This window comes from Streptomyces sp. Z423-1, assembly GCF_013009255.1.
In the GTDB taxonomy this organism is placed as follows: domain Bacteria; phylum Actinomycetota; class Actinomycetes; order Streptomycetales; family Streptomycetaceae; genus Streptomyces; species Streptomyces gossypiisoli.
On sequence record NZ_CP053109.1, the window covers coordinates 5737559 to 5760379 of the forward strand.

The following is a 22821-nucleotide window of genomic DNA, read 5'->3' on the forward strand; positions in this document are numbered from 1 at the left end:
GTCCACTGTGTTGGTTCTGAAACCACGAACAGTCCCGCCCCGTGAGGGTGGTCCGGCTGGACAGTTTCATAGTGTTTCGGTGGTCATAGCGTGAGGGAAACGCCCGGTTACATTCCGAACCCGGAAGCTAAGCCTTACAGCGCCGATGGTACTGCAGGGGGGACCCTGTGGGAGAGTAGGACGCCGCCGAACAATTTTTGGGAAAGCCCCCGCATCGGATGATGCGGGGGCTTTCTGCGTTTCAAGGGCCTCAGGGCCCCTAGGGCCCCAGAGACCCCTTCGGATCACAGACGTCCCGTCGTCTTGAGGGCCAGATACGCGTCCGCCAGCGTCGGCGCCAATTCATCGGGGGTCGCGTCCACGACCGTAACCCCGTGTCGGCGGAGTTGTTCGGCGGTGCGATGGCGTTCCGATTGGGCCTGGGCGGCGGCTGCGGCGTCGTAGACCGACTCCGTGTTTCCGCGGGATGTTGCCATGCGGGCGATATGGGGGTCCGCCACTGATGCCACGAGGACTGTGTGGCGCTGTGTGAGCTGGGGGAGGACGGGCAGCAGGCCCTCTTCCACCGGAGCCGCGTCGAGGGTGGTGAGCAGGACGATCAGGGAGCGGCGGGGGGCCGTTCGGAGCGCTGTGGCGGTGAGGCCACGGGCGTCTGTTTCGATGAGTTCCGGTTCGACGGTCGCCATGGCGTTGACCAAAGAGGGCAATACGTCGCCGGCGGTGCGGCCCTGGACGAGGGCGCGTACCCGGCGGTCGTAGGCGAGCAGGTCGACGCGGTCGCCGGCGCGGGAGGCCAGGGCGGCCAGGAGCAAGGCCGCGTCCATGGCGGCGTCGAGGCGTGGGGCGTCGCCCACTCGGCCGGCTGAGGTGCGGCCGGTATCGAGGACCAGGAGGATGTGGCGGTCGCGCTCAGGGCGCCAGGTTCGTACGGCGACCGAGGACTGGCGGGCTGTGGCGCGCCAGTCGATGGAGCGGGTGTCGTCGCCGGGGACGTACTCGCGCAGGCTGTCGAATTCCGTGCCCTCGCCTCGTTGCAGGACGCTCGTGCGGCCGTCGAGTTCGCGGAGACGGGCGAGCTTGGACGGGAGGTGCTTGCGGCTGGTGAAGGGGGGCAGGACGCGTACGGTCCACGGGACCTTGTGGGTGCCTTGGCGGGCGAACAGACCCATGGGGCCGTAGGAGCGGATCGTCACGCGGTCGGCTTGGCGGTCGCCTCGGCGTGTGGGGCGTAGGCGGGTCGTGATGCGGCGGCGTTCGCCTGCGGGGACCGTCAGGCGGTGACGCGAGGCCATGACCTCTGTGCCCGGCTGCCAGCTGCTGGGGGGCCACGCGTCGCGGAGATGGGCGCGCAGGGGGCGCCGGGACGGGTTGGTGATGGTCAGGGTGACGTCGGCCGTTTCGCCCAGGCGGACGGAGGTGTCGCCGGAGCGGGTCAGACCCAGGTGTCGCACCGGCGCCGCGAGGGCGAAGTCGCAGGCGCAGGCGATGGCCAGGGGGCTGTTCACGGCCAGGATGCCTGTCCAGCTGGGGTCCCACAGGCCGACGGGGAGGGAGCCGAGGGCCGCGAGGAGTGCGGCGCGTCCGGTGAGTGCCATCAGCGCGGGACGGGGACGTGGGCGAGGATGGCGTTGATGACGGAGTCGGCCGTCACGCCCTCCATTTCGGCCTCCGGGCGGAGTTGGACTCGGTGGCGGAGGGTGGGGAGTGCCAGGGCCTTCACGTCGTCGGGGGTGACGTAGTCGCGGCCGGTGAGCCATGCCCACGCGCGCGAGGTGGCGAGGAGGGCGGTGGCTCCGCGGGGGGACACGCCCAGGGTGAGGGACGGCGATTCGCGGGTCGCTCGGCAGATGTCGACGACATAGGCCGTGATGTCAGGGGAGACGGTGGTCTTGGCGACGGCCGCGCGAGCGGCGTCCAGGACGGCCCGGCCCGCTACGGGGCGTACGCCGGCGGCGCGCAGGTCGCGCGGGTTGAAGCCCTCGGCGTGGCGGGTGAGGACGTCGATCTCGTCCTGGCGGGAGGGGAGAGGGATGGTCAGTTTGAGAAGGAAACGGTCCAGCTGGGCTTCGGGGAGGGGGTACGTGCCTTCGTACTCGACCGGGTTCTGGGTCGCGGCGACCAGGAACGGCTCGGGGAGGGGGCGCGGGATGCCGTCGACCGTTACCTGGCGTTCCTCCATGGCTTCGAGGAGGGAGGACTGGGTCTTCGGGGGCGTTCGGTTGATCTCGTCGGCGAGGAGGAGGTTGGTGAAGACCGGGCCGGGCTGGAAGGAGAACTCGGCGGTGCGGGCGTCGTAGACCAGAGAGCCGGTCACGTCGCTCGGCATGAGGTCGGGGGTGAACTGGACGCGCTTGGTGTCGAGTTCCAGTGCGGAGGCGAGGGCGCGGACGAGCAGCGTTTTGGCGACTCCGGGGACTCCTTCGAGGAGAACGTGTCCGCGGCAGAGGAGGGCGACGACAAGGCCGGTCACGGCGGGATCCTGGCCGACCACGGCCTTGGCGATCTCGGCGCGCAGGGCCTCCAGGGCGGCTCGGGCGTTGCCCGGGTCCCCGGTCTGCCCGGCGTTGTCAGTGGTCGGGTCCATCATGGACGGCGTACCTCTCTTTCGAGGGCGTCGAGGTGGTCGGCGAGTGCGATGAGGGCTGCGTCGTCGCTGGGCGGCGGGCCGAAGAGGAGGGTGTGCAGGGACTGTCCGTCGCCGCGGAGGTGGGTGGACAGGGCGGGAAGCAGGGCTTCGGGCGTGTGCGCCTGGGCGACGGGGACGCCTACGAGGGGGGCGAGGCGAGTGCGGGTGGTGGAGCGAAGAGCGGTGGCCGCGCGGTCACGGGCGGCCGCTTTGCGGTAGAGGCGGGCGCGGCCTTCGACGGTTTCGGAGGCTCGGATCGCCACGGGGAGTTTTTCGGGCACGAGGGGGCCGAGTCGGCGTGCCCTCCACAGGGCGGCGAGGGCTGCGGCGATGAAGAGCTGCAGGGTGCCCCAGAGCCAGCCGGAGGGGATCAGGTCGAAGAAGCTGCGCTCGTCGTCCGGTGTGGTGGCGTCGGACAGTGAGGGGAGGTACCAGACCAGATGGGGGCGGGAGCCGAGGAGTTGCAGGGCGAGCGAGGCGTTGCCCTGCTTGTCGAGGCGGTCGTTGTAGAGGATGTCGGGCGCGCCGAGGACGACGGTGTCGCCGCCGGTTGCCTCCGGGACGCGGATCAGGCTGGCCAGGCGCTGGCTGGGGTAGCACTCGTCGGCGCCGAGGTGGGTGGTGGTGTAGCGGAGGCCGCCGGTGTCGGCTGCGCCCGCGCGCAGGGCGGCGGGGAAGTCGCAGTTGGGCTCGAGCGTCGACTGGAGGCTGGTGGCGGGGTCCGCGTGGACGCCGGGGGCGAGCTGCTCGACGGAGGAGCTGCCGGCGGCGACGAGGATCGTCCGTCCGCCGGAAGCGGCCGCCGTGGAGCGCAGCAGGCTCTTTTGACGGTCCGTCAACAAGTCGGGGACGGCGACCAGGAGGGTCGTGTCGGGGGCGGCTGCTGCCCGCGCTTCCTCCAGGGTGGTGACCACGCGGGTGGACACGCCGCGGTCGGCGAGGAGTTCGGCGACGGCGCGGCTGCCCTGGGGAGCGGTGGAGCGCGGGTCGAGGCTGCCGTGCTGGGCGTCGGAGCGGACCAGGGCGATCACGATCGCTCCGGCCAGCAGCAGGACGAGGGCGAGCGCGATGCCTCGCGCGCGGGTCCACACCTGGCGTGGGGTGCGGGAGGCCGAGGTGCTGGGGAGCGTGGCCTCGGGGGTCATCCGGCGGCTCCCTGGCGGGTGTTGTGGTCCGCGCTGTGGACGCTGCTGCTGGTGAGCTGTGGTTTGGTGCGTTCCAGGTCGCGGTCGAGTTCGGCGATGCGGCGGTACGACGATTCGGTCGCCGCGCGGCCGCCGTATGTCACGTCGTCGAAGTCCCGGGCGGCGGCGCGCAGTCGGTCCGCGTGGGAGGGCAGGGCGCGGCCCGCTTCGGCGGCTGCCTCGTCGGCGGTGCGGCCGGGTCGGGCGTCGAGGAGTGCGCGTTCCTCCAATGAGCGGACGATGGCGCGCATGCGTTCCTGGAGGGCCTGGTTCCAGTGGCTCTGGGCGGCGTGGGCCTCGGCGGCGGCGCGGTGTTCGGCGGCGGTGCGGGGGCGGTCGTCGAACAGGGCGGCGGAGGAGACCGGTTGGCGGCGTGGGGTGCCCAGGCGCCACCACAGGGCGCCCAGGACCGCGAGGACGGCGACGATCACGACGACGAGGCCGAGGGTGCCTCCGGGGGTCGCGTCGGACGCGAGGCGGAGCAGTTTGCCTAGCCACTCCCAGAAGGCGTCGAGGGCGCGTTGGAACAGGCCGGGGTCGTCCTCGTGGTACATGCGCTTGGACAGCTCGCGGCGGGCCGCCTCCCGCGCGGGGTCGCGGGGGATCGTCAACGGCGGTACGTCGTCGGAGGCGGGCAGCGACAGCAGGGACGTGCCGCCCGTGCGGTGCGGCGGCCGTACGGTCAGGCCGCCGACGCGCAGCCAGGCGCGCACGGCGGCTTCACCGGCGTTCGGCAGCGGTGGCGCGGCTGTGAGGACTCCCCCGGCCAGGTTCACCGCATCAGCTCCCGGGCATGGAGTCGGTGGTGGCGGGGCCGTAGCCCTGGACACCGGCGGCGCGGGCCAGTTCGAGGTCGAGGGCCTCGCGGCGGATGCGCTGGTCGATGTAGAGGAGCACGGTGACACCGGCCGTGATCGGGAACGTGATCATGGAACCGATCACCGCGCCGATCCCGCTGATGATCAGGAATGTCCAGCCGAGGTCGCCGGTGCCGTCGAGGAACCCGCCGACGCCGTCGCCGCTGAGGGCCGCGGCGAGGAACGTGAAGGGGATGACGACGATCGCCGCGACGATGTTGGCGATGATCGTGGCGAGCAGCTGGATGCCGAAGACGCGCCACCAGGCGCCGCGGACCAGCTTGGCGGAGCGGCTCATCGCCTTCACGATGCCCTGCTTTTCCAGCATCAGCGCCGGGGAGGCCAGGGAGAAGCGGACCATCAGCCACAGGGCGACGACGCCGGTGCACAGGCTGCCCAGGACGGTGAGGGCGGCGCCGGCGGCGCCTCCGCCCGCCAGGGTCACGAGGATGCCGGGCACGGCGCCGACGAAGGCGACGCCGAGGGCGATGAGGAGCAGCAGGAAGATCAGGCCGAACAGCTTCAGTACGCGCGGGCGGGCGTCGCGCCAGGCCTCACGAGTGGAAATCGGCTTACCGAGGACGGCACGGCTGATGACCATGGTGAGCAGCGCGGTCGCCGCGACGGTGCCGATCAGGGAGATCAGGAAGATGACCCCGGAGCTGAGCAGTGCGTCGCCCAGGGCGCGGGTGAGCTCGCCGAGGGTGGCGCTGGGGTCTTCGAGGGCCTCTGCGCTGGTCTGCTCGTTCAGGACGAGGCCCTGGAGCAGGATGACGATGATCTCCGTGACGACCGCGACGGTGAGGGCGATGCCGAGCACGGTGCGCCAGTAGGTGCGCATGGTGGAGACGGCACCGTCGAGGATCTCGCCGACGCCGAGCGGGCGCAGCGGGATCACGCCGGGCTTGGCCGCGGGCGGTGGGCCGCCCCACTGGCCGCCCCAACCGCCGTAGCCGCCGCCGGGGCCCTGCCAGTTGCCGTACCCGCCGGGGGGCTGGGTGCCGCCCCAGCCGGGGCCGGGCGGTGGGGGCGGGGGAGCCTGGCCGGGGCTCGGCGGGCCGGTCGGGGCGGACCACTGCGCGGGTGGCGGCTGTTCCTTGGACCACTTCGCGCCGGGGTCCGGCGCCTGGGGGCCTGGCTGGTCCGCGGGCTGCGAGGGCTGCGCGGGGGCGGGCCGGTCGGCCGGCTCGGGAGGGCCGGACGTGCCGGGCTCCTGCCCGTTGGACGGGGCGGATCCGGGCGAGGCCCAGCCCGGAGTGTCGTTCATCATCGCTCCTTCACGGTGCCCGTCCGCTGTTGCGGCGGCAGGTTGGCAGCCATCGTGCCATGGGCTGTTCATCCAGGGACCGGCCGCGGTATGAGCGGCACACCTTCAATTGTCCGTCGTACAGCGGGCAGACTGACCGCATGGCTGATCAGTACGCGCAATCCGGCGAGGACAAGTCGACCGGTATTCCGGCGATCCGCTGGGACGAACCACCGGAAGGGCCGGTCGTGGTCCTTCTCGATCAGACGAGGCTGCCCGCCGAGGAGGTGGAACTGGTCTGTACGGACGCCCCCGCGCTGGTGGAGGCGATCCGCTCGCTCGCCGTGCGTGGGGCGCCGCTGCTCGGCATCGCGGGCGCGTACGGCGTCGCGCTCGCCGCCGCGCGCGGCTTCGATGTGGAGGAGGCCGCGGTCGCGCTGGCGGGCGCTCGGCCCACCGCGGTGAACCTCTCCGTCGGCGTGCGCCGGGCCCGCTCCGCGTACGATGCCGCGCTCGCCCGGGGTGCCGGTGCCGAGCAGGCCGCCGAGGCGGCGTTGGCGGCGGCGCGGCAGCTGCACCGGGAGGACGCCGAGGCCAGTGCCCGGATGGCGGAGCACGGGCTGGCGCTGCTGGACGAGTTGCTGCCGGGCGGCGGGCACCGGATCCTCACGCACTGCAACACCGGGTCGCTGGTGTCGGGCGGGGAGGGCACGGCGTTCGCCGTGGCGCTCGCGGGGCACCGGGCGGGGCGGCTGCGGCGGCTGTGGGTGGATGAGACGCGTCCCTTGTTGCAGGGGGCTCGGCTCACGGCGTACGAGGCGGCCCGCAGCGGTATGGCGTACACCCTGCTCACCGACAACGCGGCGGGTTCGCTGTTCGCTGCGGGGGAGGTGGACGCGGTGCTGATCGGGGCCGACCGCATTGCGGCCGACGGTTCGGTGGCGAACAAGGTGGGGAGCTATCCGCTCGCCGTGCTGGCGCGGTATCACCATGTGCCGTTCATCGTGGTGGCGCCGGTGACGACGGTCGACCCGGAGACACCCAACGGGGCGTCCATCGAGGTCGAGCAGCGGGCGGGGTACGAGGTGACCGAGGTGGCGGCGCCCAACGTGCCGGTGACGGGCGCGGGCGGTGGGGTTCCGGTGGCGCCGTTGGGGACGCAGGCGTACAACCCGGCGTTCGACGTGACGCCGCCGGAGCTGGTCACGGCAATCGTCACCGAGGAGGGTGTGGTGTCGCCCGTGACTGCTGAGGCGCTGGCGGAGATGTGCGACAGGTCGCGGGGCGTGGCGATCGGCTGAGGCAAGATGTCGGCCTGATCCACGGGTTTGGGCTCCTCGACCTGCGGAGTTCTGCGGGGGGAGGGCCGTGACATCCGATCATGGGCAGACAGTAGTGACCCCATACGACTATCGTCACTGGCCAGTGACCCTGCTCACCTGCGCCACCTTCACTGTTATGAGAATGGGATGATGTCGTTTATGAAGGGACGAGTCCTCGTCGTCGACGACGACACCGCACTGGCCGAGATGCTCGGCATTGTGCTGCGTGGTGAAGGTTTTGAGCCGTCTTTCGTAGCCGACGGCGACAAGGCGCTGGCCGCGTTCCGGGAGACCAAGCCCGATCTGGTACTGCTCGACCTGATGCTGCCCGGGCGGGACGGCATCGAGGTGTGCCGGCTGATCCGGGCGGAGTCCGGGGTGCCGATCGTGATGCTCACCGCGAAGAGCGACACCGTCGACGTCGTCGTGGGGCTCGAGTCCGGAGCCGACGACTACATCGTCAAGCCGTTCAAGCCCAAGGAACTCGTGGCCCGGATCCGGGCGCGGCTGCGCCGGTCGGAGGAGCCCGCACCGGAGCAGCTCGCCATCGGTGACCTGGTCATCGACGTGGCGGGGCACTCCGTGAAGCGGGACGGTCAGTCGATCGCGCTGACGCCGCTGGAGTTCGACCTGCTGGTGGCGCTGGCCCGCAAGCCGTGGCAGGTGTTCACCCGAGAGGTGCTCCTGGAGCAGGTGTGGGGCTACCGGCACGCGGCGGACACCCGGCTGGTCAACGTCCATGTGCAGCGGCTGCGCTCGAAGGTCGAGAAGGACCCCGAGCGGCCGGAGATCGTGGTGACCGTCCGCGGTGTCGGTTACAAGGCCGGGCCGAGCTGACATGCCCGGGGACAGTGCTGCTTCGGCGCCCGGCACGTCCGGGGCCCGCGCGGGGCGGCCTGTCGGCCGGAAGGCGGCGGGCTCCCGCTGGGGACGATTCCTGGAGAGCGGGCTGCTCCAGGGCGGAGTCCAGGGCAGCCCGGTCCTTCGGCTGTTCATGCGCTGGGTACGGCGTCCGCTACTGCCCGTCATGCGGCTGTGGCGGCGCAACATCCAGCTCAAGGTCGTCGTCACCACCCTGCTGATGTCGCTTGGTGTCGTGCTGCTGCTCGGCTTCGTGGTCATCGGCCAGGTGCGCAACGGCCTGCTGGACGCGAAGGTGAAGGCGTCGCAGAGCCAGGCCACGGGCGGGTTCGCGGTGGCCAAGCAGCGGGCCGACGAGGCGGCGAGCCGGACCGCGGACGATCCGACGGCGGTGGACGGGCGGTCCTCGCAGAACGTCATCCAGTGGATGAGCGACCTGGTCTCCTCGCTGTCCAGCGGTGGACAGGGCGCCTTCGACGTGGTGACGCTGCCCGCGGGTGACAACAGCGGCGGTGGTCGCGGCCCGCGTGCCTCCGGTGGCGTCGACCCCAACGAGAGCGTGCCGGAGGATCTGCGCGCGCGGGTCAACAGCAGTACGACGGCCGCGCAGAGCTACACCCGCATCATCTACAGCGGCGACAAGGACTCCCAGCCGGCCCTGGTGATCGGCAAGGAGGTCAACGACCCCAACGGTGACCCCTACCAGCTGTACTACCTCTTCCCGCTCACCCAGGAGGAGAAGTCGCTGAGCCTGGTCAAGGGCACGCTCGCGACGGCCGGTCTCTTCGTCGTCGTACTCCTCGGGGCCATCGCCTGGCTGGTGGTGCGGCAGGTCGTGACGCCGGTGCGGATGGCGGCCGGGATCGCCGAGCGGCTGTCCGCGGGGCGGCTGCAGGAGCGGATGAAGGTCACCGGCGAGGACGACATCGCGCGGCTCGGCGAGGCCTTCAACAAGATGGCGCAGAACCTGCAGCTGAAGATCAACCAGCTGGAGGACCTGTCGCGGATGCAGCGGCGGTTCGTGTCGGACGTGTCGCACGAGCTGCGTACGCCGCTGACGACCGTACGGATGGCCGCCGACGTCATCCATGAGGCGCGGGAGGACTTCGACCCGGTGACCGCGCGGTCGGCGGAGCTGCTCGCCGACCAGCTGGACCGGTTCGAGTCACTGCTGTCCGACCTGCTGGAGATCAGCCGCTTTGACGCGGGGGCGGCGGCGCTGGAGGCCGAGCCGATAGACCTCAGGGAGGTCGTGCGGCGCGTGGTCAGCGGTGCCGAGCCGCTCGCCGAGCGCAAGGGGACGCACATACGGATCGTGGGCGACCAGCAGCCCGTCGTCGCCGAGGCGGACGCCCGGCGGGTGGAGCGGGTGCTGCGCAACCTCGTCGTCAACGCCGTGGAGCACGGCGAGGGCAAGGACGTCGTGGTCAAGCTCGCCGCGGCGGGCGGGGCGGTCGCGGTCGCGGTGCGCGACTACGGCGTCGGGCTCAAGCCGGGGGAGGCGACCCGCGTCTTCAACCGTTTCTGGCGGGCCGACCCGGCACGCGCGCGTACGACCGGCGGTACGGGCCTGGGGTTGTCCATCGCCCTGGAGGACGCGCGGCTGCACGGCGGCTGGCTGCAGGCGTGGGGTGAGCCGGGCGGTGGCTCGCAGTTCCGGCTGACGTTGCCGCGGACCGCGGACGAGCCGCTCAGGGGCTCGCCGATACCGCTGGAGCCCAAGGACTCGCGGCGCAACCGCGGCCTCAACGACGCCGGGCTGCCGCGCGGCGGCGGGGAGAAGACCGCGACCGTGCCGGCCCAGCCGACGGGCGGCGGTCAGGTACCCGCGCGGGACCCGATCGCATCCCGGTTGGCCGCCGTGGCTCCGACGGCCGATCCGACGGCGCTGCCCGGCAATGGCGCGCGCGTGGTGCCTCGGCCCGCAGGGCCGGGGCGACGGCAGGGTGAGCAGCCGGTCGCGGAGGCGGCGCGCAGTACGGCCCCGTCCGGTGCCACGGACGCCGGGCCGGAGGAGTCGAACGACCAAGGGGAGGCTGTTCGTGGTCGCTGACCGCGAGGGGGGCGCCCGGCGTACGTCGGGGCGCGCGGTGGCGTACGTCGCGTGTGGCGTCGTACTGCTGGCGGGGTGTGCCTCGATGCCCGACAGCGGGGACCTGCGCGGCGTGGAGTCGACGCCTCGCCAGGACACCCAGGTGCGGGTCTTCCCCATGCCGCCGCGTGAGGACGCACCGCCGTCGGAGATCGTGCAGGGCTTTCTGGAGGCGCTGACCAGCGATGATCCGCATTACGCGACGGCGAAGCAGTATCTGACGGCGGCGGCCGCGAAGGCGTGGCAGCCGGAGCTGTCCACCACGGTGCTCGCGGACGGGCCGGCCACCCAGGCCGACTCCGCGGGGACCCGCGAGGACGGGCTCGACTTCTCGTTCACACTGACGGGCACCAAGGTCGCCCTGGTGGACGCGCAGCAGTCGTACACGCCGACCGAGGGCTCCTACAGCAGGCAGCTGCACCTCACACGGGACGAGAAGAGCAGGCAGTGGCGCATCGACGGGCTGCCGCAGGGCGTCGTCATGGGCCAGTCGGACTTCCAGCGCAACTACATGTCCGTCAACAAGTACTACTTCGCCCTGGACTCCGCGGTGGGTGCGTCCTCGCAGCCCGCGGCGGTCGCCGACCCCGTGTATGTGCGTCGGCGCGTGGGCCCGATGACGCAGATGGTGCGCTCCCTGCTCAACGGGCCGACGACCTGGCTGGGGCCCGCGGTCAGGTCGAGCTTCCCCAGCGGTACGGCGCTGCAGAAGGGCGTCAGCGAGCTGACGCCCGACGACCAGAACCGGCTGACCGTGCCGTTGAACGACAAGGCCGCCCGGATCGGACCGGCCAAGTGCAACGAGATGGCCGCCCAGTTGCTGTTCACCCTGCAGAACCTCTCGCCCGCGGTCGACGAGGTCGAACTGCAGGCGGGTGGTGCACAGCTGTGCGTGCTGAACGAGGACGGGGCGGCGGCCGTCGCTGCGCGCGGGTCGGCCAGGCACGCCGACTATCTGTACTTCGTCGACGGTGAGAACCGGCTCGTACGGATTCCGGCCGGCAGCCGGAGCGCGGTGGCCGAAACGGTGCCGGGAGAACTGGGCCAGGGCATACGGGCGTTGCGCTCGGCGGCGGTGTCGCGGGACGAGCACACCGCGGCCGGGGTCGCCCTGGACGGCAAGGCGTTGTATGTCGGGTCGCTCGCGTCGGGCGGCTCGCTCGGGGAGCCGGTGGTGCACAGCACCGGCCGGACGGAGAAGGACCGGCTGACCACGCCCAGTTGGGACGCGCGGGGCGACCTGTGGGTGGCCGACCGCAACCCGGACGACCCGCGGCTGCTCGTGCTCCCGGAGGGCAAGGAGGAGCCGCTGAAGGTGCAGATTCCGCGGCTGGACGGGCGGATCCAGTCCGTGCGGGTCGCGGCCGACGGCGTACGGATCGCGCTGATCGTGGAGAAGGACGGCAAGCAGTCCCTGCAGGTCGGGCGGATCGATCGGGGCGACAGGGACCGGGTGACCGGGAAACCGCAGGTCTCGGTTCTCGAACTGCGCTCCGCCGCACCGCAGTTGGAGGAGGTCACCACCATGTCCTGGGCCGGCGACGCCCGGCTCGTGGTGGTCGGCCGCGAGGAGGGGGGCGTGCAGCAGATGCGGTACGTCCAGGTCGACGGATCCATGCCGGGAGTTCCGGCGCCCGACGCGCTCACCGGGGTGAAGGAGATCGCCGCATCCGAGGACGACCGGTTGCCGCTGGTGGCGTACTCGGTGGACGGGATCGTGCGGCTGCCGGACGGGGCCCAGTGGCAGACGGTGGTGAAGAACGGGTCGGCGCCGGTTTATCCGGGCTGAGGGTCGGTCCGTCCCCGGGCGGGGGTCGGTTCTTCCGCACGTTTCCGCTTGTCGTGGGCCTGCGTGGAGTTATCCACAGGTGGTTGTCCACAGGGGTGGTGGGGTGCGGCGGGCGTTGGCACAGTGGTGGGCATGCGGGGGTGGTGGCAGGACCTCACCGACCTGGTGCTGCCGGCCGAGTGCGGAGGCTGCGGTCGGCCTCGCACGGTGCTCTGCCCGGAGTGCCGTGCCGCCTTGAGTGGGGCCGTACCACGCCGGGTGCGACCGGTGCCGGAGCCACGGGGACTGCCGGTCGTGTACGCGGCGGCGCCGTACGCGGACGAGGTGCGGGCCGTGCTGCTGGCGCACAAGGAGAGGGGTGCGCTGCCGCTTGCCCGGCCGCTCGGCGTGGCGCTCGCCGGAGCTGTGCGGGCGGGGCTGTCCGGGTCGCTCGATGGGCCGCTGCTGCTCGTTCCCGTGCCGTCGGGGCGTGGGGCTGTGCGGGCGCGCGGGCATGATCCGGCCCGGCGGATCGCGCTCGCGGCGGCGGCCGAGTTGCGCCGTACGGGGACGCCGGCGCGCGTGCTCGCGGTGCTGCGGCAGCGGCGGCCGGTCGCCGACCAGGCGGGGCTCGACGCCCGGCAGCGGCTGGAGAACCTCGCGGGCGCCCTGTCGGTGGCCGCCGGTGGTGACGGGCTGTTGCGGGCGGGTCCGGTGGTGCTGGTGGACGACCTGATGACGACGGGCGCGTCCCTGACCGAGGCGGCGCGGGCCGTCCGGGTGGCGTTGGCGGAGGAAACGGCTGGTTACGGGGGTGCGGCATTTGCGACACGCGGAGATGTGGTGACAACCGTGTACGTGGGAGTCAATGGGGAAAGGACAGGGGAACGGATGACGGGATCAAGGGAAGGCAGCACGGACCGTGAGGGGGCCGTGCCGGGAAAGGCGAACAGTGCCCGCGACGTGATCTGCGCTGCGGTGATCGCGGCGCCGCCGGATTCTTTCGAAATAAACCGGAACTGACTGCGAAGGAGCGTCGTTGCAGGTAGTGAGAGGGTCAATTCGCTGGAACGGAGGTACGCGGCAGTAGAGGGTGACGACATCCGTCCGGGCGAGATATGTTCGGTTGTGAGGGAAAGCCGCAGGCCACACCTCGCTTATCCGAATGCCGTGCTGCGGGTTTTCCGCAATCACCCGGGCCGGCCGGGTGGAGATCTTGCCCATGGGGGAGGAGGTGGACGTCGCTGAGTCCGAGGTTCCGGGGTTCACCGGGACCTGGTGCACAAGGGAGATGCTCCGCCTGTGAAGCGGAGCGATCCGGGAACGGAGTTCTGCGTGGACATCGTCGTCAAGGGCCGCAAGACCGAGGTGCCCGAGCGGTTCCGCAAGCACGTGGCCGAGAAGCTGAAGCTGGACAAGATCCAGAAGCTCGATGGCAAGGTGATCAGCCTCGACGTCGAGGTGTCCAAGGAGCCCAACCCCCGACAGGCCGACCGTTGTGACCGGGTGGAGATCACGCTCCGCTCCCGCGGTCCGGTGATCCGGGCGGAGGCAGCGGCCAGCGATCCGTATGCGGCACTCGACCTGGCCGCGGAGAAGCTGGAGGCCCGGCTGCGCAGGCAGCACGACAAGCGTCACACGCGCCGGGGCGTGCGCCGGTTGACGGCAGCCGAGGTTCCCGACCACGTTCCGGGCGCCGCGACACTCAACGGCAACCGCAACACCTTCCAGGCGGACGAGCCCGAGGAAGTGCCCACGAAGAAGATCGGCTCGCTGGAAGTACAGGGCGACGGCCCCCTCGTGGTCCGCGAGAAGACCCACGTCGCAGCACCCATGACCCTCGACCAGGCGCTCTACGAGATGGAACTGGTCGGGCACGACTTCTACCTGTTCGTCGACTCCGAGACGAAGGAACCGAGTGTCGTCTACCGGCGGCACGCGTACGACTACGGCGTGATCCACCTCAGGACGGACACGATGGTCACTCAGGCGCCCTCTCCTGAGGCGGGCGGTCCGCTGGGCGGCTGACTGTTCCGGACGACAGCTGATCCGGGTGCCCCTGGAGTGCGTGTGCGCTCCCAGGGGCACCCGTGTGCGACCACTTCACCCACCGCTTCGTCACCGGAGTGTCGTCCGGGCATGAAATCATGGCCGCAACGGCTCAACCGGTGGGCCGTTGCCTTGGGTTGGCGATGGCACAGGACCACAGGCCACAGCCTTCAGGGGGAGGAACGATGGCGGACAGCTTCGGACCGATGCATGACGGGGACGCCGACGACGGCGTCGTCGGCATGGGCCCGGACGAGGGCTCTTCACGCCAGGAACCGATTCGTGTCCTGGTGGTGGACGACCACGCCCTCTTCCGCCGTGGCCTGGAGATCGTGCTCGCGGCCGAGGAGGACATCCAGGTTGTCGGGGAGGCAGGCGACGGGGCCGAGGCCGTGGAGAAGGCCGCCGACCTGCTGCCCGACATCGTCCTGATGGACGTACGGATGCCCAAGCGGGGCGGGATCGAGGCGTGTACCTCCATCAAGGAGGTGGCGCCCAGCGCCAAGATCATCATGCTGACGATCAGCGACGAGGAAGCCGACCTCTACGACGCCATCAAGGCGGGAGCGACCGGATATCTCCTCAAGGAGATCTCCACGGACGAGGTGGCCACGGCGATTCGCGCGGTGGCCGACGGGCAGTCGCAGATCAGCCCGTCCATGGCGTCGAAACTGCTCACCGAGTTCAAGTCGATGATCCAGCGGACGGACGAGCGGCGGCTGGTGCCCGCGCCGCGGCTGACCGACCGGGAGCTGGAAGTGCTCAAGCTGGTCGCCACGGGGATGAACAACCGGGACATCGCCAAGGAGTTGTTCATCTCCGAGAACACCGTGAAGAACCATGTGCGCAACATCCTGGAGAAGCTGCAGCTGCACTCCAGGATGGAGGCGGTGGTCTACGCGATGCGGGAGAAGATCCTCGAGATCCGCTGATCCCCGGTCAGGCCAGTGCGCGGGCGAGCTCGCTGGTGAGGGGCTCGCGCAGGTCCGGCGCGTCCACCCGCTCCACACGCACGTTCGTGCAGTCCACCCAGCTCGCCGCCTCTATCAGAGCCTGGGCCACCGCCGGGACCGCCTTCGGGCCGTCCAGGGTGACCTGCTTGGCCACCAGGGTGCGGCCCTCGCGGGCCGGGTCGACGCGGCCCACGAGGTGGCCGCCGGACAGGACGGGCATCGCGAAGTAGCCGTACACCCGCTTCTGCTTGGGGACGTAGGCCTCCAGGCGGTGGGTGAAGCCGAAGATGCGCTCGGTGCGGGCCCGCTCCCAGATCAGGGAGTCGAAGGGGGACAGCAGTGTGGTGCGGTGGCGGCCGCGCGCAGGTGTCTCCAGGGCCGCCGGGTCCGCCCAGGCCGGCTTGCCCCAGCCCTCGACGGTGACCGGGACCAGGCCCGAGTCGGTGATCACCGCGTCTACCTGCTCGCCCTTGAGGCGGTGGTAGTCGGCGATGTCCGCGCGCGTGCCGACGCCGAGGGACTGGCCGGCCAGGCGGACCAGGCGGCGCAGGCATTCGGTGTCGTCGAGTTCGTCGTGCAGCAGAGGTTCGGGGACGGCGCGTTCGGCGAGGTCGTAGACCCGCTTCCAGCCGCGGCGCTCCACGCAGACCACCTCGCCGTACATCAGGGCGCGTTCGACGGCGACCTTCGTGCCGGACCAGTCCCACCACTCGCTGGTGCGCTTGGCGCCGCCCAGTTCCGTGGCCGTCAGAGGGCCCTCGGTGCGGAGCTGCTTGATGACCTGGTCGTAGGTGCCGTCGGGGAGTTCGTGGTTCCAGTGCGGGCGGTCGCGGTAGGCGCGGCGGCGGAAGGCGAAGTGGGGCCACTCCTCGATGGGGAGGATGCACGCGGCGTGCGACCAGTACTCGAAGGCGTGGGTGTCCTTCCAGTAGGCGTCCGCGACTGCTGTGCGGCCCACCGCGCCCAGGCGGGCGTACGGGACGAGCTCGTGGGAGCGGGCGAGGACCGAGATGGTGTCGAGCTGGATCGCGCCCAGATGGCGGAGTATGCCGCGGACGCCGGCCCTGCGCTGGGGCGTGCCCAGGAAGCCCTGGGCGCGAAGGGCGATACGGCGGGCTTCGTCTGCGGTCAGATCCGTGGTGGGGCGCGGCGTCGTCATGCTGCCGCACGATAAGGGGTGGCACTGACAATGCGGGCTGAGCTGCGGTTTTGCTATCGCTTCGCCGGGAGGTAGGGCGCCGTCGACGGCAGGCCCAGGTCCGACGGCAGGAGCGAACCCACCCAGCAGTCCCGGCGTACCCCCTTGTTGTTGAGCGCGGAGCGCAGGGTGCCCTCCATGGTGAAGCCGGCGCGTTCCGCCACCGCGCGGGAGGCGCTGTTGCCCACTTCCGCGCGCCATTCGACCCGGTCGACGGACAGCTGGGTGAAGGCCCAGCGGGAGGCGGTGAGGGCGGCCTCGGTGATGTAGCCGTTGCCGCGGTGCTCCTTGGTGGCCCAGAAGCCGACCTCGGCCATGGCCAGGGACCGCATGGTGAGCCCCAGCATGCCCGCCAGTTCCCCCGCGGGGAGGAAGACGCCGAAGGTGAACATCGAGGCGTTGGCCCAGCCCTCCGGGACGAGGTGCTCCGTGAAGCTCTCGGCGTGTTCGCGCAGGTACGGGGAGGGGATCGTGGTCCAGCGCTGGATGTCGGGGTCCTGGGCGGCGGCGTACACGGCATCGGTGTCGTGCGGGCCGACCGCGCGCAGGACGAGGCGGTCCGTGGTGAGCGTGACGGGTTCCATCGGCCGATTCTGCTCAGGGCGCGTCGCAGGCGCCATTCCTTTGCCGTCCGTGATGGCGTGTTCACACTTCGCGCAATTCATCGACCGTGTGCGGCACCATCCGCGGGCCCCGTCCGTTGTCCCCTTTGAAGAGAATGTGCATCAGGCGAGCGGCAGTGTGCGGTCGTCGTCACGGCAGGCCTCCCGGCGCGGCCGGGTCCTCGCATACGATGGCCGTTGCTCAGTACGTCAGAAGGAAACCGACCGTCCCAGGCCCGACCGGCAAGGAGACCAACCCCCGTGTCCGTCCTCTCGAAGATCATGCGTGCAGGCGAAGGCAAGATCCTGCGCAAGCTGCACCGCATCGCGGACCAGGTCAACTCCATCGAAGAGGACTTCGTCGACCTCTCCGACGCCGAGCTGCGGGCCCTCACCGATGAGTACAAGCAGCGCTACGCCGACGGTGAGAGCCTGGACGACCTGCTCCCCGAGGCGTTCGCCACGGTGCGTGAGGCCGCCAAGCGCGTCCTCGGCCAGCGGCACTACGACGTCCAGATGATGGGTGGCGCCGCCCTGCACCTCGGCTACGTCGCCGAGATGAAGACCGGTGAGGGAAAGACCCTCGTCGGCACCCTGCCCGCGTATCTGAACGCCCTCTCCGGAGACGGCGTGCACATCATCACGGTCAACGACTACCTGGCCGAGCGCGACTCCGAGATGATGGGCCGCATTCACAAGTTCCTGGGCCTGAGCGTCGGCTGCATCCTGGCCAACATGACGCCGGCCCAGCGCCGCGAGCAGTACGCGTGCGACATCACGTACGGCACGAACAACGAGTTCGGCTTCGACTACCTGCGCGACAACATGGCGTGGTCGAAGGACGAACTGGTCCAGCGCGGCCACAACTTCGCCATCGTCGACGAGGTCGACTCCATCCTCATCGACGAGGCCCGTACGCCGCTGATCATCTCCGGCCCGGCCGACCAGGCCACCAAGTGGTACGGCGACTTCGCCAAGCTGGTCACCCGCCTCAAGCGGGGTGAGGCCGGCCAGCCGCTCAAGGGCATCGAGGAGACCGGCGACTACGACGTCGACGAGAAGAAGCGCACGGTCGCCATCCACGAGAGCGGCGTCAGCAAGGTCGAGGACTGGCTGGGCATCGACAACCTCTACGAGTCGGTGAACACGCCGCTGGTGGGCTACCTGAACAACGCCATCAAGGCCAAGGAGCTCTTCAAGAAGGACAAGGACTACGTCGTCATCGACGGCGAAGTCATGATCGTCGACGAGCACACCGGCCGTATCCTCGCCGGCCGCCGCTACAACGAGGGCATGCACCAGGCGATCGAGGCGAAGGAAGGGGTGCCGATCAAGGACGAGAACCAGACGCTCGCCACGATCACCCTGCAGAACTTCTTCCGCCTCTACAAGAAGCTCTCCGGCATGACCGGTACGGCGATGACCGAGGCCGCCGAGTTCCACCAGATCTACAAGCTCGGCGTGGTCCCGATCCCGACCAACCGGCCGATGATCCGCAAGGACCAGTCGGACCTGATCTACCGCACCGAGGTCGCCAAGTTCGACGCGGTCGTCGACGACATCGCCGAGAAGCACGAGAAGGGCCAGCCGATCCTGGTCGGCACCACCTCGGTCGAGAAGTCCGAGTACCTCTCGCAGCAGCTCAGCAAGCGCGGCATCCAGCACGAGGTGCTCAACGCCAAGCAGCACGACCGTGAGGCGCAGATCGTCGCCCAGGCCGGCCGCAAGGGCGCCGTGACCGTGGCGACCAACATGGCCGGTCGTGGTACGGACATCAAGCTCGGCGGCAACCCCGACGACCTCGCCGAAGCGGAGCTGCGCCAGCGCGGCCTCGACCCCGAGGAGCACATCGAGGAGTGGGCTGCCGCGCTTCCCGCCGCTCTGGAGCGGGCCGAGAAGGCGGTGCGGGCCGAGTTCGAAGAGGTCAAGGACCTCGGCGGGCTGTACGTGCTGGGCACCGAGCGGCACGAGTCCCGTCGTATCGACAACCAGCTGCGCGGTCGTTCCGGCCGTCAGGGCGACCCGGGCGAGTCCCGCTTCTACCTCTCCCTCGGTGACGACCTGATGCGGCTGTTCAAGGCGCAGATGGTCGAGCGCGTGATGTCGATGGCGAACGTCCCGGACGATGTGCCGATCGAGAACAAGATGGTCACGCGCGCGATCGCGTCCGCCCAGTCGCAGGTGGAGCAGCAGAACTTCGAGACCCGTAAGAACGTCCTGAAGTACGACGAGGTCCTCAACCGGCAGCGCGAGGTCATCTACGGCGAGCGGCGCCGCGTCCTGGAGGGCGAGGACCTGCACGAGCAGGTCCAGCACTTCATGGACGACACGATCGACGCCTACGTCGCCGCGGAGACCGCCGAGGGCTTCGCCGAGGAGTGGGACCTGGACCGGCTGTGGGGCGCTTTCAAGCAGCTCTACCCGGTGAAGATCACCGTCGAGGAGCTGGAGGAGGCGGCCGGCGACCGTGCCGGGCTCACCGCCGACTTCATCGCCGAGTCCATCAAGGACGACATCCACGAGCAGTACGAGGCGCGTGAGGCGCAGCTCGGCTCCGAGATCATGCGTGAGCTGGAGCGCCGGGTCGTGCTGTCGGTCCTGGACCGCAAGTGGCGCGAGCACCTCTACGAGATGGACTACCTCCAGGAGGGCATCGGCCTGCGCGCGATGGCGCAGAAGGACCCGCTGGTCGAGTACCAGCGCGAGGGCTTCGACATGTTCACCGCCATGATGGAGGGCATCAAGGAGGAGTCCGTCGGCTACCTGTTCAACCTGGAGGTCCAGGTCGAGCAGCAGGTCGAGGAGGTCGAGGTCCCCGTCGAGGAAGCCAGGCCGAGCCTGGAGAAGCAGGACGCGGTGCCCGCGCAGGCGGGGCCCCGCCCGGAGATCCGCGCCAAGGGCCTGGAGGCCCCGCAGCGGCGGAACCTCCACTTCACCGCGCCGACCGTGGACGGTGAGGGCGGCACCATCGAGGGCGAGTTCAGCGAGGACGGCGAGCCGGTGCGCTCGGCGGCCGACGGACTCACGCGCGCGGAGCGCCGCAAGCAGGCCAAGAGCGGGCGGCGCCGGAAGAAGTGACGGCGCGGGCGCCTGTGGCGCCGTAGCCGGACGGAACGAAGGGCCGGGTCACCTCAGGGTGTCCGGCCCTTCGGCGTGGGATCAGTTGTCGTCCGTGGTGCGTGGGCGCGGGCCGCCGAGTTCCACCGCAGTGCAGCGCCAGCGGTGGTCGCGGCCCAGTTCCAGGCGGAAGGCCATGGCGCGCAGGCGGTTGCCGGTGCCGATGCGGGCGAAGGCCTCGATGGCGCCGGGGCGGGGTTCGAAGTAGCCGATGTCGCGGATGACGGGGCGGGGGCCGCGGGCGCGCAGGGGGCCGTCTTCGGCGAGGCGGGCCAGTTCGTCGTAGGCGGGTCCTGCGGTGTGGCGGAGCATGGCGTGGACGGGGCGCTGGCCGCTGAGGACGAGGAGCAGGCGGTCGGCGAAGAGGTCGGTGGGGCGGAGTTGCGGGACGCCGGCGGGTCGCGTGGCGGAGGGCGTCGTACGGGTGGGGACGGTGCCCCGGGGGCGAGGTGGGCTGCCGCCCGGGCGGCGGGTGTCGCGGCGGGTCGGGGGACGGGAGGTGGCGTGGTGCTGGGCGGTCCTGGTCATGACCTTGTTCATGGGGAGCCCCGTTTCGATGGGCCCGGTCACCTGGTTCGTACCGGGCGGTAACTTCCTGTTGGGGATCTTGTACGGGGCCGGTTCGCGGGGCGGCAAGCCGACGGGCGCGGGGCTTGAGGGGCCGGGAAACTTCACCTATCCGGGTGATTGGTGGAGGTGAAAGCCCATGAACGCGGGGGCGGACCGGGTGAATTTCCGGCCTGGGGTGGACGCCCCCCGGGGTGCGGGGAGGGACTCGAAAGGGGACCCTCGCCGGACCCTCGCACGTATCCTGAAGACCCTCACGCGGGCTTGCGGAGCCCTCCGACGATGAACATGAAAGCGGCCAGCCATGCGCGTCTACGTCCCCCTGACCCTCCCCGGTCTCGCCGAGGCGTACAAGACGGGCGAGGTGGGGGCCGGGCCGCTCGTCGCGTACGCCGTCACGCCCGCGTTGCGCGAGTGGTACCTCTCCGACGACGTCGAGGAGCTGGAGTACGCGGCGCTGAGCCGGGCCGCGCTGGCCTCGCTGCGGCTGCTCGCGGCGGACCCCGGGGCGCCCCGGCGGCGGGTCGTGATCGCCGTCGACGTACCCGACGGGCAGGCGAGCGCCGAGCCCGGGCGGGGGCTGGATCCGGCGGCGCTGGGGGAGGTGCGGGTCGCCGGGGCGGTGGCGTTGGCCAAGGTGGCGTCGGTGCATGTCGACTCGGCGGAGGCGGAGGCGGACGTGGCTGCCGCGGCGGAGGCCCTGCGGGCGGCGGACGCCGGGGACGACGACGCGCAGTTCGTCGTGGACGGGGCCGAGGATCACGAACTGCTGTGGTACGCGAAGCAGGAGATTCCGAATCTGGTGGGGCTGGGGGACTGACGGGCCTGAGCGTTGTGTCCGCACCGGCTGAGCGCCGTGTCCGCACGGGGCCTTCGCGCTGTGTTGTCGTACCCCGCTGACCTGGGGATCTCTTGATTGTCAGTGAGGGCGGGTAACGTTTTTGGGCATGGGGATGCAGGGAGCTTCGCACATTGTGTGGGACTGGAACGGCACGCTGTTCCACGACAATGACGCGATCATCGGGGCGACGAACGCGGCCTTCGCCGAGCTGGGGCTGGAACCGATCACGCTGGAGCAGTATCGGGCGCTGTACTGCGTGCCGGTGCCGAAGTTCTACGAGCGGCTGATGGGGCGGCTGCCGACCGATGCCGAGTGGCTCGTCATGGATGAGACCTTCCATCGGTACTACGCCGAGCACCGCGTGCGGTGCGGGCTGACCCAGGGGGCGGAGCAGCTGCTCATGGACTGGGTGGCGGGCGGGCGCAGTCAGTCGATTCTGAGCATGTACGTGCATGACGAGCTCGTCCCGCTGGTGCGCGGGTTCGGGATCGAGCCGCACTTCATACGGGTCGACGGGCGGACCGGGCCGTCCGGCGGCAGCAAGGCCGAGCACATGGTGCGGCATCTGGCCGCGCTGGCCGGGGTGGATCCGTCCCGCACGGTGGTGATCGGCGACGCCGCGGATGACGCGGTGGCGGCGCTGCATGTGGGAGCGAAGGCCGTGCTCTACACCGGCGGATCGCACGGGCGGAGCAGCCTGGAGGAGGCTGGGGTGCCGGTGGTGGATTCGCTGGGGGAGGCGGTCGCTCTGGCGGAGGAGATAGCCGCCTGAGTGGTTCGGGGCGGTGCCGTCGCCTGGGTTGCGGGGTTCAGGGGTCCCGGGGGCGGCGCGCAGCGCGCTTGGCGTGACGCCCCCGGGACCTGAGGGGACGTGGCGTCAGGTCACCGGGGCCTTGGCGCGGAGCACGTTCAGGAACTCGCGCATCCACGCGGGGTGGTCCGGCCAGGCCCGGGACGAGACCAGGGTGCCGTCGACGACCGCCTCGGTGTCCTTGAAGGTGGCGCCGGCCGCCTGCATGTCGAGTTCCAGCGCGGGGTACGCGGTGACGCGGCGACCGCGGAGGCTGTCGATCGCGGCGGTGAGGAGGGGGCCGTGGCAGATCTGGGCCACGGGTTTGTCGGAGTCGAAGAAGGACTTGAGGATCTTGCGGAGTTCGGGGTCGTTGCGGAGGTACTCCGGGGCGCGGCCGCCGGGGATGACCACGGCGGCGTACTGGCCGGGGTCGACCTCCGAGAAGGCGAGGTCGGCCGGCCAGGTGTAGCCGGGCTTCTCGGTGTAGGTGTCGAAACCGGGCTCGAAGTCGTGGACGACGAACTGGAGCTTCTTGCGGGTGGGGGCGGCGATGTGGACCTCGTAGCCCTCCTCGCGAAGGCGCTGGTAGGGGTAGAGGACTTCGAGGGACTCGGCCGCGTCGCCCGTGAGGATGAGGATTTTGGCGGTCATGGGGGTTGCTCCCCTTCGCGGTGGCTTTGTGAGTGCGTTGGGTTCCACTGCCAACGTGCCTCGGGGGTGCCGCCTTGCCTAGGGGACGCGCCGG

Annotated in this window: 19 protein-coding genes and 1 rRNA gene; 11 read left to right on the forward strand and 9 right to left on the reverse strand. The window is 70.7% G+C overall.

Annotated elements, in window-relative coordinates; genetic code table 11:
• Positions 1-75: 75 nt before the first annotated feature.
• Positions 76-192 (forward strand): 5S ribosomal RNA (rrf, locus tag HJD23_RS25700).
• 92 nt (positions 193-284) lie between these two features.
• On the opposite strand, the gene HJD23_RS25705 is transcribed toward rrf, so the two are convergent.
• From HJD23_RS25705 to HJD23_RS25725, 5 genes are read right to left on the reverse strand one after another with little or no spacing between them, the layout of a single operon-like run.
• Positions 285-1595, reverse strand: coding sequence for a DUF58 domain-containing protein (locus tag HJD23_RS25705; protein WP_171114187.1), 1311 nt, complete (start codon positions 1593-1595; stop codon positions 285-287).
• The gene (locus HJD23_RS25710; protein WP_171118769.1) at positions 1595-2584 is read right to left on the reverse strand and encodes a MoxR family ATPase; all 990 of its coding nucleotides are present in this window, start codon (positions 2582-2584) and stop codon (positions 1595-1597) included. Before HJD23_RS25710 ends, HJD23_RS25705 begins: the two co-directional genes overlap by 1 nt.
• Positions 2584-3771 (reverse strand): DUF4350 domain-containing protein, encoded by a 1188-nt coding sequence (locus HJD23_RS25715; protein ID WP_171114186.1) that lies wholly within the window; start codon positions 3769-3771, stop codon positions 2584-2586. Before HJD23_RS25715 ends, HJD23_RS25710 begins: the two co-directional genes overlap by 1 nt.
• Entirely contained in the window at positions 3768-4586 is an 819-nt protein-coding gene (locus HJD23_RS25720) for a DUF4129 domain-containing protein (protein ID WP_171114185.1), read from the reverse strand. The genes HJD23_RS25715 and HJD23_RS25720 overlap by 4 nt, the downstream gene beginning before the upstream one ends.
• 4 nt (positions 4587-4590) lie before the next feature.
• Positions 4591-5934: a glycerophosphoryl diester phosphodiesterase membrane domain-containing protein gene (locus tag HJD23_RS25725; RefSeq protein ID WP_171133948.1), complete on the reverse strand. Its 1344-nt coding sequence runs from the start codon at positions 5932-5934 to the stop codon at positions 4591-4593.
• Between the two features lie 140 nt (positions 5935-6074).
• Here HJD23_RS25725 and mtnA point away from each other — a divergent pair, with 140 nt between their 5' ends.
• The 7 genes from mtnA to HJD23_RS25760 all read left to right on the forward strand — a co-directional run bounded on the left by mtnA (position 6075) and on the right by HJD23_RS25760 (position 14937).
• The gene (gene mtnA / locus HJD23_RS25730; RefSeq protein ID WP_171114184.1) at positions 6075-7214 is read left to right on the forward strand and encodes an S-methyl-5-thioribose-1-phosphate isomerase; all 1140 of its coding nucleotides are present in this window, start codon (positions 6075-6077) and stop codon (positions 7212-7214) included.
• Positions 7215-7382: 168 nt separating this feature from the next.
• Complete coding sequence (gene mtrA, locus HJD23_RS25735) at positions 7383-8072, forward strand: two-component system response regulator MtrA (protein ID WP_015659998.1); 690 nt, start codon at positions 7383-7385, stop codon at positions 8070-8072.
• Position 8073: 1 nt separating this feature from the next.
• Positions 8074-10149 carry an MtrAB system histidine kinase MtrB gene (gene mtrB, locus HJD23_RS25740; protein WP_171114183.1) on the forward strand — a complete coding sequence of 692 codons (2076 nt, stop codon included), beginning with the start codon at positions 8074-8076 and terminating at the stop codon, positions 10147-10149.
• The gene (locus tag HJD23_RS25745) at positions 10139-11977 is read left to right on the forward strand and encodes an LpqB family beta-propeller domain-containing protein (protein WP_171114182.1); all 1839 of its coding nucleotides are present in this window, start codon (positions 10139-10141) and stop codon (positions 11975-11977) included. Before mtrB ends, HJD23_RS25745 begins: the two co-directional genes overlap by 11 nt.
• Positions 11978-12109: 132 nt before the next feature.
• The gene (locus tag HJD23_RS25750; protein ID WP_171114181.1) at positions 12110-12979 is read left to right on the forward strand and encodes a ComF family protein; all 870 of its coding nucleotides are present in this window, start codon (positions 12110-12112) and stop codon (positions 12977-12979) included.
• 279 nt (positions 12980-13258) lie between these two features.
• Positions 13259-13984: a ribosome-associated translation inhibitor RaiA gene (raiA, locus tag HJD23_RS25755; RefSeq protein ID WP_171114180.1), complete on the forward strand. Its 726-nt coding sequence runs from the start codon at positions 13259-13261 to the stop codon at positions 13982-13984.
• Positions 13985-14190: 206 nt separating this feature from the next.
• Positions 14191-14937 (forward strand): response regulator transcription factor, encoded by a 747-nt coding sequence (locus HJD23_RS25760; protein WP_171114179.1) that lies wholly within the window; start codon positions 14191-14193, stop codon positions 14935-14937.
• Positions 14938-14944: 7 nt separating this feature from the next.
• Here the strand turns inward: HJD23_RS25760 and HJD23_RS25765 are convergent, their stop codons facing one another.
• Both HJD23_RS25765 and HJD23_RS25770 read right to left on the reverse strand, forming a co-directional pair.
• Positions 14945-16117 carry a crosslink repair DNA glycosylase YcaQ family protein gene (locus HJD23_RS25765; RefSeq protein ID WP_171114178.1) on the reverse strand — a complete coding sequence of 391 codons (1173 nt, stop codon included), beginning with the start codon at positions 16115-16117 and terminating at the stop codon, positions 14945-14947.
• 53 nt (positions 16118-16170) lie between these two features.
• Positions 16171-16740 (reverse strand): GNAT family N-acetyltransferase, encoded by a 570-nt coding sequence (locus tag HJD23_RS25770; protein ID WP_171114177.1) that lies wholly within the window; start codon positions 16738-16740, stop codon positions 16171-16173.
• Positions 16741-17019: 279 nt separating this feature from the next.
• Here HJD23_RS25770 and secA point away from each other — a divergent pair, with 279 nt between their 5' ends.
• Positions 17020-19836: a preprotein translocase subunit SecA gene (gene secA / locus HJD23_RS25775; RefSeq protein ID WP_171114176.1), complete on the forward strand. Its 2817-nt coding sequence runs from the start codon at positions 17020-17022 to the stop codon at positions 19834-19836.
• Between the two features lie 81 nt (positions 19837-19917).
• Here the strand turns inward: secA and HJD23_RS25780 are convergent, their stop codons facing one another.
• Complete coding sequence (locus HJD23_RS25780) at positions 19918-20415, reverse strand: Rv3235 family protein (RefSeq protein WP_171114175.1); 498 nt, start codon at positions 20413-20415, stop codon at positions 19918-19920.
• 331 nt (positions 20416-20746) lie between these two features.
• Between HJD23_RS25780 and HJD23_RS25785 the strand changes: the two genes are divergently transcribed.
• Positions 20747-21262, forward strand: a complete 516-nt coding sequence (locus HJD23_RS25785; protein WP_171114174.1) for a hypothetical protein — start codon at positions 20747-20749, stop codon at positions 21260-21262.
• Positions 21263-21389: 127 nt separating this feature from the next.
• Positions 21390-22055: an HAD hydrolase-like protein gene (locus tag HJD23_RS25790; RefSeq protein ID WP_171114173.1), complete on the forward strand. Its 666-nt coding sequence runs from the start codon at positions 21390-21392 to the stop codon at positions 22053-22055.
• 105 nt (positions 22056-22160) lie between these two features.
• On the opposite strand, the gene HJD23_RS25795 is transcribed toward HJD23_RS25790, so the two are convergent.
• Positions 22161-22727 carry a DJ-1/PfpI family protein gene (locus HJD23_RS25795; RefSeq protein WP_171114172.1) on the reverse strand — a complete coding sequence of 189 codons (567 nt, stop codon included), beginning with the start codon at positions 22725-22727 and terminating at the stop codon, positions 22161-22163.
• Positions 22728-22821 lie beyond the last annotated feature (94 nt).

Excerpts from the sequence above, each read along its gene's own strand:
- HJD23_RS25705 (WP_171114187.1), bottom strand. The coding sequence starts at position 1,595 with ATGGCACTCACCGGACGCGCCGCACTCCTCGCGGCCCTCGGCTCCCTC.
- HJD23_RS25710 (WP_171118769.1), bottom strand. The coding sequence starts at position 2,584 with ATGGACCCGACCACTGACAACGCCGGGCAGACCGGGGACCCGGGCAAC.
- HJD23_RS25715 (WP_171114186.1), bottom strand. The coding sequence starts at position 3,771 with ATGACCCCCGAGGCCACGCTCCCCAGCACCTCGGCCTCCCGCACCCCA.
- HJD23_RS25725 (WP_171133948.1), bottom strand. The coding sequence starts at position 5,934 with ATGAACGACACTCCGGGCTGGGCCTCGCCCGGATCCGCCCCGTCCAAC.
- mtnA (WP_171114184.1), top strand. The coding sequence starts at position 6,075 with ATGGCTGATCAGTACGCGCAATCCGGCGAGGACAAGTCGACCGGTATT.
- mtrA (WP_015659998.1), top strand. The coding sequence starts at position 7,383 with ATGATGTCGTTTATGAAGGGACGAGTCCTCGTCGTCGACGACGACACC.
- mtrB (WP_171114183.1), top strand. The coding sequence starts at position 8,074 with ATGCCCGGGGACAGTGCTGCTTCGGCGCCCGGCACGTCCGGGGCCCGC.
- HJD23_RS25750 (WP_171114181.1), top strand. The coding sequence starts at position 12,110 with ATGCGGGGGTGGTGGCAGGACCTCACCGACCTGGTGCTGCCGGCCGAG.
- HJD23_RS25760 (WP_171114179.1), top strand. The coding sequence starts at position 14,191 with ATGGCGGACAGCTTCGGACCGATGCATGACGGGGACGCCGACGACGGC.
- HJD23_RS25765 (WP_171114178.1), bottom strand. The coding sequence starts at position 16,117 with ATGACGACGCCGCGCCCCACCACGGATCTGACCGCAGACGAAGCCCGC.
- HJD23_RS25770 (WP_171114177.1), bottom strand. The coding sequence starts at position 16,740 with ATGGAACCCGTCACGCTCACCACGGACCGCCTCGTCCTGCGCGCGGTC.
- HJD23_RS25780 (WP_171114175.1), bottom strand. The coding sequence starts at position 20,415 with ATGAACAAGGTCATGACCAGGACCGCCCAGCACCACGCCACCTCCCGT.
- HJD23_RS25785 (WP_171114174.1), top strand. The coding sequence starts at position 20,747 with ATGCGCGTCTACGTCCCCCTGACCCTCCCCGGTCTCGCCGAGGCGTAC.
- HJD23_RS25790 (WP_171114173.1), top strand. The coding sequence starts at position 21,390 with ATGGGGATGCAGGGAGCTTCGCACATTGTGTGGGACTGGAACGGCACG.
- HJD23_RS25795 (WP_171114172.1), bottom strand. The coding sequence starts at position 22,727 with ATGACCGCCAAAATCCTCATCCTCACGGGCGACGCGGCCGAGTCCCTC.